Consider the following 15,643-nt stretch of genomic DNA (forward strand, 5'->3'; position numbering starts at 1 on the left):
CGGCCAGTTTGGGCCGCAGTGAGAGGATGAACTAATGACTGCAACCCTTGTTGCCAAGGACCTTTCCGGGGGTCACGATCACCGCACACTCTTCTCAAAGCTGTCCCTGACCGTAGCGCCCGGTGACGTCGTCGGCGTCGTCGGCGCCAACGGTGCCGGCAAATCCACGCTGCTGCGGCTGCTGGCCGGCGTCGACGATCCGCAGGAAGGCACCGTGAGCCTGGCCCCCGCCGACGCCTTTGTAGGCTGGCTGCCGCAGGAACACGAACGGATTGCCGGCGAAACGGTCGCCGGCTATATCGCCCGGCGCACAGGCTGCGCCCAGGCGACCCTGGAGATGGAGTCCACCGCAGAAGCGTTGGGCTCCGGCGCTCCGGGCTCCGACGACGCCTACTCCCTGGCGTTCGACCGCTGGATGGCCTCCGGCGCCGCCGACCTGGAGGACCGCATCCCGCCCGTCCTGGCGGACCTTGGCCTCGATGTGGGCCCGGACGCCGGAATGACTGGCCTGTCCGGCGGCCAGGCGGCCCGTGTGGCGCTCGCCGCCCTGCTGCTGAGCCGGTTCGACATCGTGCTCCTGGACGAACCCACCAACGACCTGGACCTCAACGGCCTGGCCAAGCTCGAGGCCTTCGTGCAGGGCCTGCGCGGCGGCGCCGTCCTGGTCTCGCATGACCGCGAGTTCCTGGCGCGCTGCGTCACCACGATCGTGGAACTGGATCTGGCCCAGAACTCGGTCGCGGTGTACGACGGCGGCTACGAGGCCTACCTGGAGGAACGCGCCGTCGCCCGCCGGCACGCCCGGGAACGCTTCGAGGAGTACGCGAACACCAAGGCGGACCTCGTCTCCCGGGCGCGCACGCAGCGCGAATGGAGCTCCCAGGGCGTCCGGAACGCCATGAAGAAAAACCCGGACAATGACAAGATCCGGCGCGCGGCCAGCACCGAGTCCTCCGAAAAGCAGGGCCAGAAGGTCCGGCAGATGGAGTCCCGCATCGCCCGGCTCGAAGAAGTTGAAGAGCCGCGCAAGGAATGGCAGCTGCAGTTCAGCATCGGGGCGGCGCCACGGTCCAGCGCCGTCGTGGCCACCCTGCGCGACGCCGTCGCGGTGCAGGGCGACTTCACCCTGGGCCCGGTGAACCTGCAGCTGAATGCGGGGGAACGGATCGGGATCACGGGTCCCAACGGAGCCGGGAAATCTACCCTGCTCCGGCTCCTGCTCGGCGTCCAGCAGCCCGACTCCGGTGACGCGTCCATGGGTGCGTCCGTGGCCGTCGGGGAGATCGACCAGGCCCGCGGCCTGCTGGCCGGCGAGCTGTTGCTCGCAGACGCCGTCGAGGCCGTCCTGACGGACCAGACACCGGCGGAGGTGCGCACCCTGCTGGCCAAGTTCGGCCTCAAAGCCGATCACACCAACCGGTCGGTGGAGTCCCTCTCCCCGGGGGAACGGACCCGGGCCGCCCTGGCTCTGCTGCAGGCCCGCGGCGTCAACCTGCTGGTGCTGGACGAACCCACCAACCACCTCGACCTGCCCGCCATCGAACAGCTCGAGGAAGCCCTCGACAGCTATGACGGCGCGCTGCTGCTGGTCACCCATGACCGACGGCTGCTGGAAAACGTTCGCCTTGACGTGCGCTGGAACGTCGAGAACGGCGTCGTCACCGAGTTGCACGCCGATGCCCCGAAAGGCGCCACCACATGAGCATGGACCGGGTTGCCTGGAGCTCCCTCTACAACATCACCCGCGCCTCCAGCGGGTCCAAGCCGTTCTCGAAGGAGACGCTGAAGCGCGTCTTCAGTTTTGCCCGCCCCCACCGCGGCAAGCTGATCGCCTTCGTACTGCTGTCCATCGTGATGGCCTTCCTGGCAGTCGCCACCCCGGTCCTCGCCGGGCAGGTGGTCGACGCGATCATCGCCCACGCGGATGCCGGAACCGTGATCTGGCTGGCCGTCCTGATCGCCGTCGTCGCGGTCGCCGAGGCCGGAATCGGCCTGGTGACGCGCTGGATGTCCTCCACCATCGGTGAAGGCGTGATCGTAGACCTGCGCACGAAGGTCTTCGACCACGTCCAGAAAATGCCGATCGCCTTCTTCACCAGAACTCGGACAGGGGCCCTGGTCAGCCGGCTGAACAACGACGTCATTGGAGCGCAGTCGGCATTCGCCGGCACGCTCTCCGGCGTGGTCAGCAATGTCGTGGCCCTGGCGCTGACCCTTGCGGTGATGCTGAACAAATCGTGGCTCGTGACGGTGCTCGCCATGATCCTGCTGCCGATCTTCCTGATCCCGGCCCGCCGGATGGGTTCCAAGCTGGCCGATCTGCGGCGCGAAGCCGCCGAACACAACGCCACCATGGGCACCCAGATGACCGAGCGCTTCTCCGCGCCCGGCGCCACACTGGTCAAACTCTTCGGCCGCCCCGATGAGGAATCCCACGAGTTCGCCCTCCGGGCCGGCCGGGTCCGGGACATCGGCGTCCGCACCGCCATGCTGCAGTTCACCTTCGTCACGGCGCTGACGCTGGTCTCAGCCCTGGCCCTCGCCCTGGTCTACGGACTGGGCGGCTGGCTCGCGCTCGAGGGTCAGCTGGCCGCCGGCGACGTCGTGGTGCTCGCGCTGCTGCTCACCCGCCTGTACGCGCCGCTGACGGCCCTTTCGAGCGCACGGGTGGAGGTCATGAGCGCCCTGGTCAGCTTCGAGCGTGTCTTCGAGATCCTGGACCTCAAGCCGCTCATCCAGGAGAAGCCGGACGCGGTGGCCTCCCCGCCCGGTCCGCTCTCGCTGGAGTTCGACAACGTCCGGTTCGCCTACCCCTCGGCGGAGAAGGTCTCGCTGGCCTCCCTCGAGGACGTGCTGACCCTGGACACCCGCGGCGGCGAGGAAGTGCTGCACGGCATCAGCTTCCGGGTGGAAGCCGGGCAGACCGTGGCCCTGGTCGGCTCCTCAGGGGCGGGCAAGTCCACCATCGCGCAGCTCCTGTCCCGCCTGTACGACGTCGACTCGGGCGCCATCCGCTTCGGCGGCACCACGCCGGGCACGGACGTGGACATCCGCGACCTCACGTTCGCGTCGATGCGCGGGACTCTCGGCATGGTGACGCAGGACGGCCACCTGTTCCACGAGAGCATCGCCTCCAACCTGCGCCTGGCCCGCCCGGAGGCCACCGAAGAGCAGATGTGGGATGTGCTGCGCCGTGCCCGGCTCGAAGACATGATCCGGTCCCTGCCCGATGGCCTGGACACCGTGGTGGGGGAGCGCGGCTACCGGCTCTCCGGCGGCGAGCGGCAACGCCTGACGATCGCCCGCCTGCTGATCGCGCAGCCGCGGGTGGTCATCCTCGACGAAGCCACCGCCGCGCTGGATTCCACCAACGAGGCCGCCGTCCAGGAGGCGCTGGGCGCCGCGCTGGAAGGCCGCACCGCCGTCGTGATCGCCCACCGTCTCTCGACGATCCGCGCAGCGGACGCGATCCTCGTGGTGGAGGGCGGCTCGATCGTGGAGCGCGGTACCCACCGGGAGCTCCTTGCCGCCGAGGGACGCTATGCGGAGCTGTACCGGACGCAGTTCTCCGAGGCCAGCGCGGTCGCTCAGGAGGCTGTGCCCGGCTACTGAGACGGTGGTTGGCGGCCGGTGCGGTCCGGTACTGGTCCTAGCCCGCTGAAGGTTTGGCGGACAGGGCAGGCAGCACATGGTCCGTCAGCAGCGGGGCGAGGTCTGCCGGCAGCTCGGCGGACAGGTCCAGCCAGCGAATCTCTGCGATTTCCGCCGACGGCCGGGCGCTCCACACCCCCGGTGCCGTGAAGACGGTGGCCTCGATCTGGGTGGCCGCCTCGTTGGCGGCATCCGCCAGCCAGCAGCCCAGCAGGTCCAGCCGGTCCGGGGCCAGCACGATCCCCACTTCTTCCTGGAGCTCGCGCGCCGCTGCCTGGGCCGCCGTTTCGCCGGGCTCGGGTTTGCCGCCGGGGTGCATGAACTTGTCCGTGCCCCGTTTGCGGACGGTCAGGAGGCGTCCGGAGCGATCGAAAACGCAGACGGCGGAGACGACAATGCGCGGATTCACCCTGCACGCCTTATGTCCGGCGCGGCATCCGTCGATGCGTCCGGTGCAGCCTGTGGTGCCCGGCCTGGTCCTGCTTCCAGCCGACGCAGGACGGACTCCAGCAACTGGTCCTTGGCAGGCCCTGTGACGTCCCAGTGGTAGCCCCATTGGGCCGGTCCGAGGACCCTGTACGTCACGCGGTAGGTGTCAGGGTCGCACCAGTGCTCATCCTGGTTGGCCTGGCCGGCAAAGCCCATGCGGTGGAAGGGGCGGCCGTCCGGGAAGTACACGTCCAGGACATCGGGCGTGTCCGCCGGCTGCAGCAGATATTCCCGGCTCGCCTGGGCGGTGAACGGCGTGCCGCCTACGGTTGCCCACCGCACGGTGCCTTCTTCACGCCACAACAGGCCGTCGTCGTCGGCAGTGAAGCGTACGACGCCGGTGAAGGTTCCGCGGGTCCCGGTGGCGCGGTCCAGCAGTGTGCGGTCGACGGACCAGGAGCCGCGCAGGTAGGCACGGAGATCAAAGTCCGGACCCGGGTCCGGGGTTTCGTCCGGGGCAGGAATGTTCAAGTGCCCTCGATTGGAATCGAACCAACGACACCGGCTTTAGGAGAGCCGTGCTCTATCCACTGAGCTACGAGGGCGGGCATCCGCGGGCGGCCGGGGCCGGTCCGGTCGGACACGGATATAAGCATACAAGGTGAGCGCGCGTACTACGCTCTTGGCATGACTGCAGGAACCACCGAACTTTCCGCCGGAGCCCTCTACTACCCGGATGTGGCCGCGACCCGGTTTTACGTTGGTGCCCTCGCGAAGCTGAGCGTGCTGCAGTATTTCGTGGCGGAAGCGGCTGTGATCGGCGCCTGGGCGGGAGAGGATCCATACAGCCGCCGCACGGGCTACATCAGCGACCTCGGCGCCGTGGCGTGCGGGGAATTCGACGGCCGGGACGTCTGTTCGCCGGCGCATCTGTTGATGAACGCGTCCTTTGTGATCCAAGGCCTTGGCATGATGATCGGGGCGCTCCTGCTCGGCTCGGCGCTCCTGTGCTGTGCCGCGCGGGCCGRCGTGCCCTTCAGGCGCGGCCGGGCGCCGGGCCGGGCGCGTTGGGGCGCGGGGGCCGTGGCCGCGGGGGCCGCCCGGCTGCTGACCGGCACCGCCGGGGCAGGAACAATCATCGTGGGGCTGGTGCCCGAAGACACGGGATCGGCCTGGCACATGGCCGGCGCACTGATGTACTTCGCAGCCGGGGCCCTGGCGCTCCTGGTCCTCGGCTGGGTTTGGCTAAGGCAGACGCCGCTCGGGTGGTTCATCCTGGCCTGCGGCGCCGTGTCTATGGCGGCGCTCATTGCGGGCGGACTGACGGGCATGCACGTGCCGGAACCAGGCACCCTCGAGCGGCTCATGGGTTACCCCATAACGGTTGGCATCGCCGCGGCCGGCCTCGTCATCGCCCAGCGGGTCCAGCACGAACGCACAGTGCGCAAGCACGCCCGGGCCCAGACCCGCTGAGGCAAACTTGCCCGGGCCCAGACCCGCTGAGGCAAGCTCGCCCGGCCCGCTGGGCCGGGGCCCTGGAGAAGGCGCTTAGGGTGTCGGCGCAGCGGTCGCCGTCGCCTTGGCCATGATCTTCATCAGTTCCTCGTCCCGCAGCTTTGACCACGGCGACTCCGGCGATCCCTGCAGCGCAGCTTCGGGGCTGTCGGTCTGGGTCCACCATTTTGCTTCGAAGACCCGGCCTTCGAAGAGCACCCGGGCGCCCTTGCGGTAGACCGTGGCCGGCTGCCACGCGGGGGCCGTCCCGGCCGGTGCCGTCAGCTGCGGCGTCGGCCGGTCGGCGGCCAGGACCGGACCGATAATGTGCCAGGGGGTCGCGGTGCCTTGGAGGACGGGATCATCCGGGGTGTCGGCGCGGGTCCACCATTTGGCCTCGTAGACGTTCGAATGCCACACGATCCGCTCTCCGGCGGTGTAGGCGGTGTTCTCGGACCACACCGGATACGGGCTGGTGGAGGGGTTGTCGCTGACGGCCGGGACCGGCGTCTGCGCAGCCGCGGCGGCCGGCGCAGCCGAGGGGCTGGCCACGACGCCCGCGCCGAGGATCGTGGCGAAGGATGAGCTTCCCTGGTCCACGCCGCTGCAGCCATCGGAAACCTTCGTTACGTCCGGGAAATTCTGGCTGCAGGTGCGGTCACGGTTCAGGGACCACATGGAAAGCCGGCCGATGCCGCGGGCACTTGCGTAGGCGCTGAGTTCCTGCGCGTCCTTCAATGTGAAAATCTCGCCGGCGACGTCGTTCTGGCCGATCATCGGCGTCAACCCGACCTTCCGCCAGACCGTCCCGCTGCCCATCTCGGTGCCGGCGGTCCGATAAAGGCCGGTCAGCTGCTGGTGGGTGGCTTCCGCGGCGGACACCGCGTTCTCGTACATCGACCGGCCCGGCAGCATGCTCCCGCCGTAGTCCATGGTCATGGCGTTCACCCCGGCGAGGTCGACCCCCGCAGTGATCATCTTCTGGACGGCCTCGCTGCCCGCCGCCGTGAGACCGTTGGGATCCGCCGGCAGTGTCAGCCAGACACTCAGGGACTTCCCGTCGCGCTGGCGGTCCTGCTGGAGCGCGGCGATGGCCGCCGAACGCCGTTCAAGGGCCGCGGCGTTGGAAAGGGCCTCGCCTTCGACGTCCAGATCGATGCTGCTGACCTTATAGCGGTCCAGGACGGTCCGGTAAGCCGACTTGAGCTGGGCAGGATCGGTGCACGTAACGGCCAGCTCCTGGTTGGCCAGCCCGCCGAAGGACACCGCCACGGTGCCGCCGAGCTGCTGGAGCCGGGCCACCCGCCGGTCCAGGTCCAGCGAGGCCGCGGCGTCGGAGAGGGAGTAGGCGGCCCCCCAGGAAGGCGAGCACGGGTCCTTGGGATCAGCCACCACGAAGGACAGCACGACTTTTTCGGCTTCCTTGGACGCCGGGTCCTCGAATGCGTACCGGGGCGTCGCCGTGACGTCCACATATCCCGAGAAAACGGACGGGATGGCCTCGGCCGCCCGGACGTCCTGGAAGTTGCCCCATGCGGCCACGCCGCCGGCGGCGGCCGCCACGACGGCGCCGACGAGGACACCCAGCCGGACCACTGATAGTTTGCGGCCTGGGAAGCGTTCGGACACGGGGTCCCCCTTGTGTGTCTTTCGGTGAGCAGCCGGGCATGCGCCGGCAGCCGGCATCAGCTCGTGAAATTTCCGGGGTGTCTGATGTCCGGCAAGCCTCTGACCTTGCATTATCATAAGGGCACTCACCGGAACATTCCGGTGCGGCGTGCGGGTTTTGCCGTAGGCGCGCGCCAATATGCCGACTTTGCAGTCTTATGGGGACTAATGCCAGATCAGCTTGTCTTGCCGCGCGTGGATTCGGAAAGCGCGACCACCGAACAAAAAGGTCCGGTCCGGCGCCGTCAATGGGGGTCAGAGCGGCGTTCCGAGCCGCTGTCGATTGTTCATCCGAGGCCGTCCCGGCGCAAAATAATCCTCGGCCGCCTGGGAATTCTCACGACGCTGGCGGCTTGGGTAACCTACGTTATTTCCACCATTCTGAAAGAGCTCGCTGACAACCCCAATGCGGGTTTCAGGTTTCAGTTTGAGACGGTTTCCTATCTTGTCGTCGTAACATTTCTGACGTTTTCGGCCCTCATGTATCTGATGGCCCGGCAGGGGGCCCTGTACCGGTTCCGCGACCATGCCAGGGTGCCTCGCGGCGAGCTGGACCGGCACTTCGCCGAGTCCTCGGAGGGCATCACGGTGTTGGTGCCCTCCTATGCCGAGGAACCCCAGGTGGTGCGGGCCACACTGTGGTCCGCGGCGCTGCAGGAGTTCCCGGATCTCAAAGTGGTGCTGCTCCTCGATGACCCGCCGCATCCCTCGGACCTGGGTGACCGGGTCCGGCTGGACAAAACCCGCGGGCTGACCGCGGAGATCGCCGCCGAGCTCAGCGTCCCGGCCGCGCGCTTCAACGCTGCCCTGGCCGAATTCCGAAGCCGGGATAAGGCGCACGGGCGCGGTACTGCGGCCGAGGTGGCCCTGCTGATCGCCGAATATGAGGCAGCCGCCGAATGGCTTGAATCGATGGCGGCTGCCGAAACAGTGGAGGATCACGTCGACGAGTTCTTTGTCGACCTCGTCCTGATGGGCCTGGCCCGCGAGCTGAGGCTCGTGCTCCTGGGACTGAACGGCGCGCTGGCCCAGCAGACCTCGCCGCCGCGCACACGGATCGAAGAGCTTTACCTCCGGCTGACCTGGATCTTCAACGTCTCCACCGAAACGTTTGAACGCAAGAAGTACGCCAGCCTGTCCCACGAGGCGAACAAGGCCATGAACCTCAACGCCTACATTTCGCTGATGGGTCACACCTGGCACAAGGAAACCACCGCCGACGGCGTGGTTCTGCGCAAGGTAGCGGCCGGCGTCGTTCCTGACCTGGACGGCGAGATCATGGACGTCCCGGACACGACCTATCTGTTGACGCTCGACGCCGACTCGCTGCTTTTGCGCGATTACTGCCTCCGGCTGGTCTACTTCCTGGAATCGGCCGGCAACGAGCGCGTCGCCGTCACCCAGACGCCGTACTCTTCCTTCCGCGGGGCCCCTACCCGCATCGAGCGGGTCGCCGGAGCCACCACTGACCTCCAGCACATCCTCCACCAGGGCATGACCTACTACGGTGCGACCTTCTGGGTGGGCGCCAACGCCGTCATCCGCAAACGCGCCCTGGAGGACATCGTCGAGGTGGAGACCACCGGCGGCTTCGAAATCCGGACCTACATCCAGGACCGAACCGTCATCGAAGATACCGAATCCAGCATCGATCTCGGCCAGCACGGCTGGACCCTGGTGAACTATCCGGAACGGCTCAGCTACAGCGCCACACCCCCGGACTTCGGCTCCCTCGTGGTCCAGCGCCGTCGCTGGGCGAACGGCGGCCTGCTGATCCTGCCCAAGCTGTGGGTCCAGCTCCGCCAACACCGGTCCGAGCGCCGCGCGATCCTGTTCCGGGAGGTGCTGCTGCGGGTGAACTACATGGCGTCCATCGCGTGGGCGAGCTTTGGCCTCGTCTTTCTCCTGGCGTACCCCTATGACAGCAGGCTGCTGAGCCCGATCGTGTTCATCGCCGCCCTGCCGTATTTCCTGGCCATGGGCAGCGACCTGCGCGACTGCGGGCACCGCTTCAGTGACATCCTCCGGATCTACGGCTTCAACCTCGTGCTGCTGCCGGTAAACCTGGCCGGCGTGCTGAAATCGCTGCAGCAGGCCGTCACAGGCGACAAGATTCCCTTCGCCCGCACCCCCAAAGTCAAGGACCGCACCGCCGCCCCGGCGATCTACGTCCTGACGCCGTACGCAATCGTCGCCTTCTCGCTGCTCACCGTCTGGCGGGACGCGCAAGTGGGGAACTGGGGCAATGTGGCCTTCGCCTCCGTCAACGCCGTCCTGGCAGCGGGCGCGATCCGCGCTTACATCGGAGTCTTCAATTCCGCGGTGGATGTCTTCCTCGGGGTGGTTAACTGGCTATATGTCAGTCCCAGGCCCAAGAAGGCGCAGGAGAGCCCCGTGATTGCCAAGTCAGCCGAGGAAGTCGACTGGGAAACGATTCTCTATCACGGCGACCGGCGGCTGAACCGCGACCTCCGGGGCTCCACCGACCGCCGCCGTCGAATTGCGGTGCGATGACGCTCGAGGCCCTGGCCGGGCCCGAGGGGCGGCGGCCGGAGGGGCTGCCGGACACGGCAGCGGCCGCAGCCGGCGCCGTCCTGGGAGCGGCGGCACTGGCCGCGGCCCAGGAGATCGACGGGTCGCTTGCCGACGGTGGCGCCGCCCGTAGCATCGGGGTGCGCATGATCGACGGCGGAATCATCGAGGTCCTGCTGCCCCCAAACCAGGAAATCGAGGGTCCGGAAGCGCGCATCGCCGGTGACATCGTCCGTTCCCTCGCCGCGGGACGGCGGATGCCGGTGCTCCTGGTGATCACCGGCGTCGTGGGTGTCAGCATGGAGGCGCGCCAGATCTACAGCGGTTCCATAGCGGCGACGGCGTTCGCCCTGGTGGGCGAGAGCCCGGTGGATCGGGTCATTGCCCACTACCTCCTGCGATCAAGAAGCGAGACGATCCCGGCCCAGTTCTTCACCTCTGAATCCGCGGCCGTCGAGTGGCTAAGGCAGTACACCCGTGAAGAATGAAGCACCGGACCCCAGGCTGCACGCCCTTGTCGAGGGCATCGTGCGGATCGCCGGAGGCGATCTGAGCACCCGGATCCCGCATTCCGGAGCCCGCGACGACGTCGCCGCCGTCATTGCCGGCATCAACCTGATGGCCGATGACCTGCAGACCATCTACCAGGAGCTGGAGGAGCGGGTCGAAAGCCGCACGGCCATGCTGCGCGAGGCGCAGGTGGAGCTCGAACGCATGGCGCTGACCGACCCCCTGACCCAACTCGCCAACCGGACGGCACTGAACTCGGTCCTGAGCCATGCCCTGGCGGAGTCCTCGCGCGGCGAAATGCCGCCGGCCCTCCTGATTCTCGATCTCGATTCCTTCAAGGGCATTAACGACACCCTGGGGCACAGCGCCGGCGACGACGTCCTGCGGGCTATCGCACGCCGGCTCCAGGACGCCGTTCGCGAAACGGATACTGTGGCGCGTCTTGGCGGCGACGAATTCGCCGTCATGCTGCCGAAGTCCAATCTGGTCCGGGCGCGCAGGGTGGCCAACAGGATCCTCAAGGCGCTCAGTGAGAGCCTCGACGTCGGGGACCTCAAAATCACGTGCGGAACGAGCATCGGCCTGCGGATCGCGGAACCCGGCCAGTCAGTCGATGACCTGGTCATGGAAGCCGACACGGCCATGTACGCGGCCAAAGCGCAGCAGCACAGCAGCATCAAGGTCTTCGAGCCGGCCCTGCTGTACGCGCGCAGGCTGCAGAGCGTCATGGTTACGGAAATGCGCGAAGCAATCCGGCAGGACCAGCTGACCCTGCACTACCAGCCGGTGGTGGACCTCGCCACGGGCCGAATTGAGGGCGTCGAGGCGCTGGTCCGGTGGAACCACCCGGAGCGTGGTCTGCTCATGCCGGACCAGTTCATTCCCCTGGCCGAGGAAACCGGCATGATCGTTGATTTGGGTCACTGGGTGCTGCGTAATGCTGTGCGTCAATTGCGGAAATGGCAGCAGGAATTGAAGGTGGACAGCACCTTCAACGTCCGCGTCAACATTTCCACCACCGAGCTTCAAAATCTCGAGCTGATCGAACATGTGCGCGACATCCTCCGGGAAACCGGTGTGGATGCATCAAACCTGATCGTGGAGCTGACGGAATCCATGGCCGTCACTGGCGGTGACGTCGACCAGTATTCGCTCAATGGCCTGCGGCGTCTCGGCGTGCAGCTTGAGATCGATGACTTCGGGACCGGCTATTCCTCCATCAGCTACCTGCGCAAGCTGCCCGTGAACGTGGTCAAGATCGACCGCAGCCTGATCAGCGGCCTGGGCGACGACGAGCAGCAGCGGGACTTCGTGGCGGCGGTGCTGCATCTGATCCACGCCTGCGGCCTGAAGGCGCTGGCCGAGGGGATAGAGACGCAGGAGCAGGCGGACGTGCTCCGCGAGATGGGCTGCGGCAGCGGCCAGGGCTACTATTTCGGCCGGCCCGCACCGGCCGCCGACGTGGTGGCGTTGTTTGGCCGGAATTAGTAAGTTCGGTTCGTAGTGCCGAGTCTTGATGGTTATTTTCGGAAGTTTAAACAGCGACGGCGGGTGCCGGAATCAATTCCGACACCCGCCGCCTGTCAAAGCAGTCTCCGTTACTTCTTGATGGAGTCCGGCCACCAGCCGATAGCGGCGATTGAGCTGTGTCCGGAGGTGTCAGCTGCAGCAGAAATCGCTGCGGAGGCGGACATTCCAGCGGTTGCCAGCGCACCGGCGACGAGGAGTGTTGCAAGGGTCTTCTTCATTAGGACTCCTGATACGTAAGAGGCTGATGTGACTCATGTGACTTGTGGTGCAGATTTAGTATAGGGCCAAACGACACGCCGCTGTATAACGATTCGCTCCGCAATGTGCGAAGTCGTGTTACTCGCGCGAAGCTTCGGAAGTCCTGAGTCAATATTGCGCAGGTCTTGCTTGCGCGGTTTGTTCGTTTCCGCTCCCGCGGCAACGGATAATTGAGACATGCAACAAAGCTCCGTTTCCCCCTCGTACGCCGCTGCAGAGCTGCAGGCGCGCGAGCTCCGGTCCAGTCACGACTTCAGCGAGGCCGCGAACGCCGCGCAGATGGCCGCGGATATTGCCAGTGCCGAAGGTGATTCGTCGTCATGGTGGCACATGACGTTGTTCCGGGCCGAGAGCCTCATTGCCGCCGGAGAAATTGAAGCTTGCGCGGAACTTGCCGGCACATTGATTGCTGAACCCCGGGGCGGGAACCGGCAGCTTCAGGCCCAGGTACACATCCTCCTGGCCCTGACCCGCCGGGGCATGGGTCTGCTTGAAGAGGCAGCCGACGAGGCCAGAATCGCAACGGACCTCATGGACGGCGAAGACGACGTCGAAATCGCGGTCAAGGCCCGGCAGGCCCTCATCGCGGCGCTCGCGGACAGCGGAAGACTCGACGAAGCATGGGCCGAAAGCCTCATCATGGCCGACATCATCTCGGGCGAAGTCGATGATCAGTTGGTGGGCAAGGCGTACTGGGTCATCGGAAACGTCGCGTTCCTTTGCAGCAAAGTCGCCGAGGGGCTGCACTATCACGAGCTCGCCGCCGGCACGTTTTCGCCGGCGCGGAACCTCACTGTCTGGGCAAAGTTCAATAAGGCTTCCGCTGCCATGCGGCTCGCCGCCGACGTTGCGGACGCGGACACGCTGCGCTGTATTGAGCGCGCGGAACTCGCCACCGACGTCATTGGCGGCACTGAGGAAGACCACATTCTGCTCAAGTTGAACCGCGGCCACTGGAACTTCCTGGCCGGGGACCAGAATGCGGCGATCGCTACTCTTGATGGCATCTTCCCGGTCCCCGAAAAGACGTCGCCGCAAATACTGGGCGAGGCATATCTGCTGCTGGGCCGGTCGCACGCCGCTTTGGGAAACAGGGCCGAAGCGCGGAAACACTTACTGGAAGCCGCCGACCACTTTGAGAAGGCAGGAGCCCCACAACGTGCGGAGCAGACCCTTGAATTCCTGAACGAAGTGCCCTGACTCCGCGCTGAGGTGGACATGCCCTCCGCCGACGGTGAGGGTTGGACATAATGGCAAGATGTCCACGGGCAGCGCCCAAGGATGGACATGCTCCGCGCTCGAGGCCGCGTGCGAGGGACGACTCCACCCGCCGCGACCAAGGCTGGGCATGTCCCGCGTCCTAAGCCGCGGGTAGGTAAATGGCTCTGGCGCGTGGATCAGGACTGGGCATGTCCCGCGGTGGGGGAAGCCGCGGCAGCCTTGCGTCCAAGGAACACGGCCGCACCGCCGGCCAGAAGGCTCAGCGCCAGGAGTACCCAGCCGGCCACGGTGAGCCCGGAGGCCAGGGCGACCTGGCCGCCGTCGAGAGTGCGGACGGACATCATTTCGTCGATCACCGTGTTGCCCCACAGCCGGACCACGACAAAGAGCAGCGGCAGCGCCCACAGCGCCCAGCGCAGAGATTTCCGTGCCACGTTGGTTCCGATCAGCAGCAGCCAGGTGAAGCCAAAGATCAGCGGGAAGAGCATGCCGGCCGTCTTGTGGACGTAGTTCAGCTGGCCCCGGGCGTCGGCGTCCATGGCCGCGCGCAAGTGCTCGACGAAGCCTTGGTCAAAGCCGCCGACCAATGAGTCGGGCATTGCCTGGCCGCCCGACAACTGCGTGAGCTGGTTGAGGGTGAGCAGGTGCAGATACCAGAACAGGAACAGGCTGGCCACGACTCCGGCGATCACAATCAAATTGCTGTTGCTCTGTGCCTTCTGCGGTGTCCGGTTGGTGGTCGGATTGATCACCGGCGGGAGATGGTGCTGGGGGACCGCCGCGTTAGCGCCGTGCTTTTTGATCCGCTGCGCGGGTGTCTTGGCCATGGCTCCATTATCGCCCGTTCCGCACGGCCATTCGGAACAGCAGTCCGCGCCGGCTGTTCACTGTCAACGGGCGCCGATAGTCTGGGACGCGTGACCGAAATAGGAAAACACCGGCTTGGCCGGCATAGCACCGCAGATCTCGACCCGTCACTGGATGACTACCAACTGGCCGAGGCCCTGGTCCGCGAGGCCGGCACGCTGGCGCTGTTGATGCGGCAGGCGGGTCTTGAGGGCAGGCAGAAGACGTCGGTCTCCGACGTGGTCACGGCCGCCGACCACGCCGCCGAGTCCTACGTGCTGGAACAGCTTCGGCGCTGCCGGCCCGATGACGCCGTCCTGGGCGAGGAGGGAGCCTCCGTGGAGGGCAGCACCGGCCGGACCTGGGTCATTGACCCCGTCGACGGGACCTTCAATTTCCTGCATGGATCCACGTACTGGTGCTCGGCCATCGCCCTGAAGGATTCCTCCGGTGCAGGACTCGGCGCCATCTTCCAGCCGGAGGAGGACAAACTCTGGCTGGGCGGGACGTCCCGGGCAGCAACGCTCAACGGCGAAAAACTGGTGACTTTCCTCCCCGGCGCGTCCGGAGGCACCGGGCGCTCTGACACGCCGGTGTCTGAACTCGGCGCGGCAACGTACATCCACCCGACGTGGCTTGCCGATCCAATGTGTGCCATGYCCTGGCACGCAGCAGCGACGTCGGCGGCCTCGCTTCGCATGTTCGGGTCCGGCTCCTGCGACCTCGGCCGGGTGGCGGACGGGGAGCTCGGCTGCTGGTTCCAGCACAGTTGCCCCGAGTGGGACTGGCTGCCCGGGAAGGCAATCGTCGAGGCGGCCGGCGGCGCGACCGACGTCGTCCGGGTCAACGGACTCGACTGGTTCATCGCGGGAGGCACGACGGCGGTGCGGCAGTTGCGTGCCGCGCTCAGCTCCGGCGCCGTCGGCTAGGCTTCCCACCCGGAGGACCTGGCCGGGGGGACATGCTCATTCCTTAGCCCCAGGGTCCGTGGGACATGCTCATTCTTCGCGCCGAGGACCGGGCAAATGGGATGGTGTCCGGTGGTGGCGGTGTCCGCGGAACATGCTCATTCCAAAGTCCAATCTCCGGGGGACATGCTCATCCTTCGCTGCCCGGGCTGGACATAAGGGCACTATGTCCACTCGACGCGGGTGGGGGAGGGCATGCTCATTCCCAAGTGCAGTCTCCGGGGGACATGCGCATTCTCTGCTGCCGTGCCGTGCCATCTCTTGGGGACATGCTCATTCGTTAGCGAAGTCTCCGCGGGACATGCTCATTCTTCGCGCCGAGGACCGGGCAAATGGGGATGGTGTCCGGTGGTGGCGGTGTCCGCGGAACATGCTCATTCCACAGTCCAATCTCCGGGGGACATGCTCATTTCTCAGCGAAGTCTCCAGAGGGCATGCTCATTTCTTAGCGAAGTCTCCAGAGGGCATGCTCATTCCTTGGTGAAGTCTCCGTGGGACATGCGCATTCTTCGCGGCCAGGGCTGGACATAAGGGGA

Annotated in this window: 13 protein-coding genes and 1 tRNA gene; 8 read left to right on the forward strand and 6 right to left on the reverse strand. The window is 66.5% G+C overall.

What is annotated here, in order from left to right; translation table 11 throughout:
• Nucleotides 1-34: 34 nt before the first annotated feature.
• A complete protein-coding gene (locus AC1DZQ_RS18300) occupies nucleotides 35-1,702 on the forward strand; it encodes an ABC-F family ATP-binding cassette domain-containing protein (protein WP_476964828.1) in 1,668 nt (555 codons plus the stop codon).
• A complete protein-coding gene (locus AC1DZQ_RS18305; RefSeq protein ID WP_476964829.1) occupies nucleotides 1,699-3,612 on the forward strand; it encodes an ABC transporter ATP-binding protein in 1,914 nt (637 codons plus the stop codon). Before AC1DZQ_RS18300 ends, AC1DZQ_RS18305 begins: the two co-directional genes overlap by 4 nt.
• A gap of 37 nt (nucleotides 3,613-3,649) precedes the next feature.
• On the opposite strand, the gene AC1DZQ_RS18310 is transcribed toward AC1DZQ_RS18305, so the two are convergent.
• The 3 genes from AC1DZQ_RS18310 to AC1DZQ_RS18320 all read right to left on the reverse strand — a co-directional run bounded on the left by AC1DZQ_RS18310 (nucleotide 3,650) and on the right by AC1DZQ_RS18320 (nucleotide 4,685).
• Complete coding sequence (locus AC1DZQ_RS18310) at nucleotides 3,650-4,060, reverse strand: NUDIX hydrolase (protein ID WP_476964830.1); 411 nt, start codon at nucleotides 4,058-4,060, stop codon at nucleotides 3,650-3,652.
• Nucleotides 4,057-4,611 (reverse strand): DUF6314 family protein, encoded by a 555-nt coding sequence (locus AC1DZQ_RS18315; RefSeq protein WP_476964831.1) that lies wholly within the window; start codon nucleotides 4,609-4,611, stop codon nucleotides 4,057-4,059. Before AC1DZQ_RS18315 ends, AC1DZQ_RS18310 begins: the two co-directional genes overlap by 4 nt.
• Nucleotide 4,612: 1 nt before the next feature.
• Nucleotides 4,613-4,685 (reverse strand) — tRNA-Arg (locus AC1DZQ_RS18320).
• Between the two features lie 82 nt (nucleotides 4,686-4,767).
• Here AC1DZQ_RS18320 and AC1DZQ_RS18325 point away from each other — a divergent pair.
• Nucleotides 4,768-5,553 (forward strand): DUF998 domain-containing protein, encoded by a 786-nt coding sequence (locus tag AC1DZQ_RS18325; RefSeq protein ID WP_476964832.1) that lies wholly within the window; start codon nucleotides 4,768-4,770, stop codon nucleotides 5,551-5,553.
• Between the two features lie 75 nt (nucleotides 5,554-5,628).
• Here AC1DZQ_RS18325 and AC1DZQ_RS18330 read toward each other — a convergent pair whose 3' ends face one another.
• Nucleotides 5,629-7,203, reverse strand: a complete 1,575-nt coding sequence (locus tag AC1DZQ_RS18330; protein ID WP_476964833.1) for a chitinase — start codon at nucleotides 7,201-7,203, stop codon at nucleotides 5,629-5,631.
• A 519-nt stretch (nucleotides 7,204-7,722) separates the two neighbouring features.
• Here AC1DZQ_RS18330 and AC1DZQ_RS18335 point away from each other — a divergent pair.
• From AC1DZQ_RS18335 to AC1DZQ_RS18345, 3 genes are read left to right on the forward strand one after another with little or no spacing between them, the layout of a single operon-like run.
• A complete protein-coding gene (locus AC1DZQ_RS18335; RefSeq protein ID WP_476964834.1) occupies nucleotides 7,723-9,756 on the forward strand; it encodes a glycosyltransferase family 2 protein in 2,034 nt (677 codons plus the stop codon).
• Nucleotides 9,753-10,262 carry a DUF7793 family protein gene (locus AC1DZQ_RS18340; protein WP_476964835.1) on the forward strand — a complete coding sequence of 170 codons (510 nt, stop codon included), beginning with the start codon at nucleotides 9,753-9,755 and terminating at the stop codon, nucleotides 10,260-10,262. Before AC1DZQ_RS18335 ends, AC1DZQ_RS18340 begins: the two co-directional genes overlap by 4 nt.
• On the forward strand, nucleotides 10,252-11,772 hold the full coding sequence (locus AC1DZQ_RS18345; protein WP_476964836.1) for a putative bifunctional diguanylate cyclase/phosphodiesterase: 1,521 nt from the start codon (nucleotides 10,252-10,254) through the stop codon (nucleotides 11,770-11,772). The genes AC1DZQ_RS18340 and AC1DZQ_RS18345 overlap by 11 nt, the downstream gene beginning before the upstream one ends.
• Before the next feature lie 110 nt (nucleotides 11,773-11,882).
• On the opposite strand, the gene AC1DZQ_RS18350 is transcribed toward AC1DZQ_RS18345, so the two are convergent.
• Nucleotides 11,883-12,032, reverse strand: a complete 150-nt coding sequence (locus AC1DZQ_RS18350; protein ID WP_476964837.1) for a hypothetical protein — start codon at nucleotides 12,030-12,032, stop codon at nucleotides 11,883-11,885.
• 217 nt (nucleotides 12,033-12,249) lie between these two features.
• Between AC1DZQ_RS18350 and AC1DZQ_RS18355 the strand changes: the two genes are divergently transcribed.
• Nucleotides 12,250-13,272 carry a tetratricopeptide repeat protein gene (locus tag AC1DZQ_RS18355; protein ID WP_476964838.1) on the forward strand — a complete coding sequence of 341 codons (1,023 nt, stop codon included), beginning with the start codon at nucleotides 12,250-12,252 and terminating at the stop codon, nucleotides 13,270-13,272.
• 197 nt (nucleotides 13,273-13,469) lie between these two features.
• Here the strand turns inward: AC1DZQ_RS18355 and AC1DZQ_RS18360 are convergent, their stop codons facing one another.
• Nucleotides 13,470-14,120, reverse strand: a complete 651-nt coding sequence (locus AC1DZQ_RS18360; RefSeq protein ID WP_476964839.1) for a hypothetical protein — start codon at nucleotides 14,118-14,120, stop codon at nucleotides 13,470-13,472.
• A gap of 90 nt (nucleotides 14,121-14,210) precedes the next feature.
• Here AC1DZQ_RS18360 and AC1DZQ_RS18365 point away from each other — a divergent pair, with 90 nt between their 5' ends.
• Nucleotides 14,211-15,068 carry an inositol monophosphatase family protein gene (locus AC1DZQ_RS18365; RefSeq protein WP_476964840.1) on the forward strand — a complete coding sequence of 286 codons (858 nt, stop codon included), beginning with the start codon at nucleotides 14,211-14,213 and terminating at the stop codon, nucleotides 15,066-15,068.
• Nucleotides 15,069-15,643: the final 575 nt, after the last annotated feature.

The organism is Arthrobacter sp. P1_C12_2 (genome assembly GCF_056406415.1).

Excerpts from the sequence above, each read along its gene's own strand:
- AC1DZQ_RS18300 (WP_476964828.1), top strand. The coding sequence starts at position 35 with ATGACTGCAACCCTTGTTGCCAAGGACCTTTCCGGGGGTCACGATCAC.
- AC1DZQ_RS18305 (WP_476964829.1), top strand. The coding sequence starts at position 1,699 with ATGAGCATGGACCGGGTTGCCTGGAGCTCCCTCTACAACATCACCCGC.
- AC1DZQ_RS18335 (WP_476964834.1), top strand. The coding sequence starts at position 7,723 with ATGTATCTGATGGCCCGGCAGGGGGCCCTGTACCGGTTCCGCGACCAT.
- AC1DZQ_RS18340 (WP_476964835.1), top strand. The coding sequence starts at position 9,753 with ATGACGCTCGAGGCCCTGGCCGGGCCCGAGGGGCGGCGGCCGGAGGGG.
- AC1DZQ_RS18350 (WP_476964837.1), bottom strand. The coding sequence starts at position 12,032 with ATGAAGAAGACCCTTGCAACACTCCTCGTCGCCGGTGCGCTGGCAACC.
- AC1DZQ_RS18355 (WP_476964838.1), top strand. The coding sequence starts at position 12,250 with ATGCAACAAAGCTCCGTTTCCCCCTCGTACGCCGCTGCAGAGCTGCAG.
- AC1DZQ_RS18360 (WP_476964839.1), bottom strand. The coding sequence starts at position 14,120 with ATGGCCAAGACACCCGCGCAGCGGATCAAAAAGCACGGCGCTAACGCG.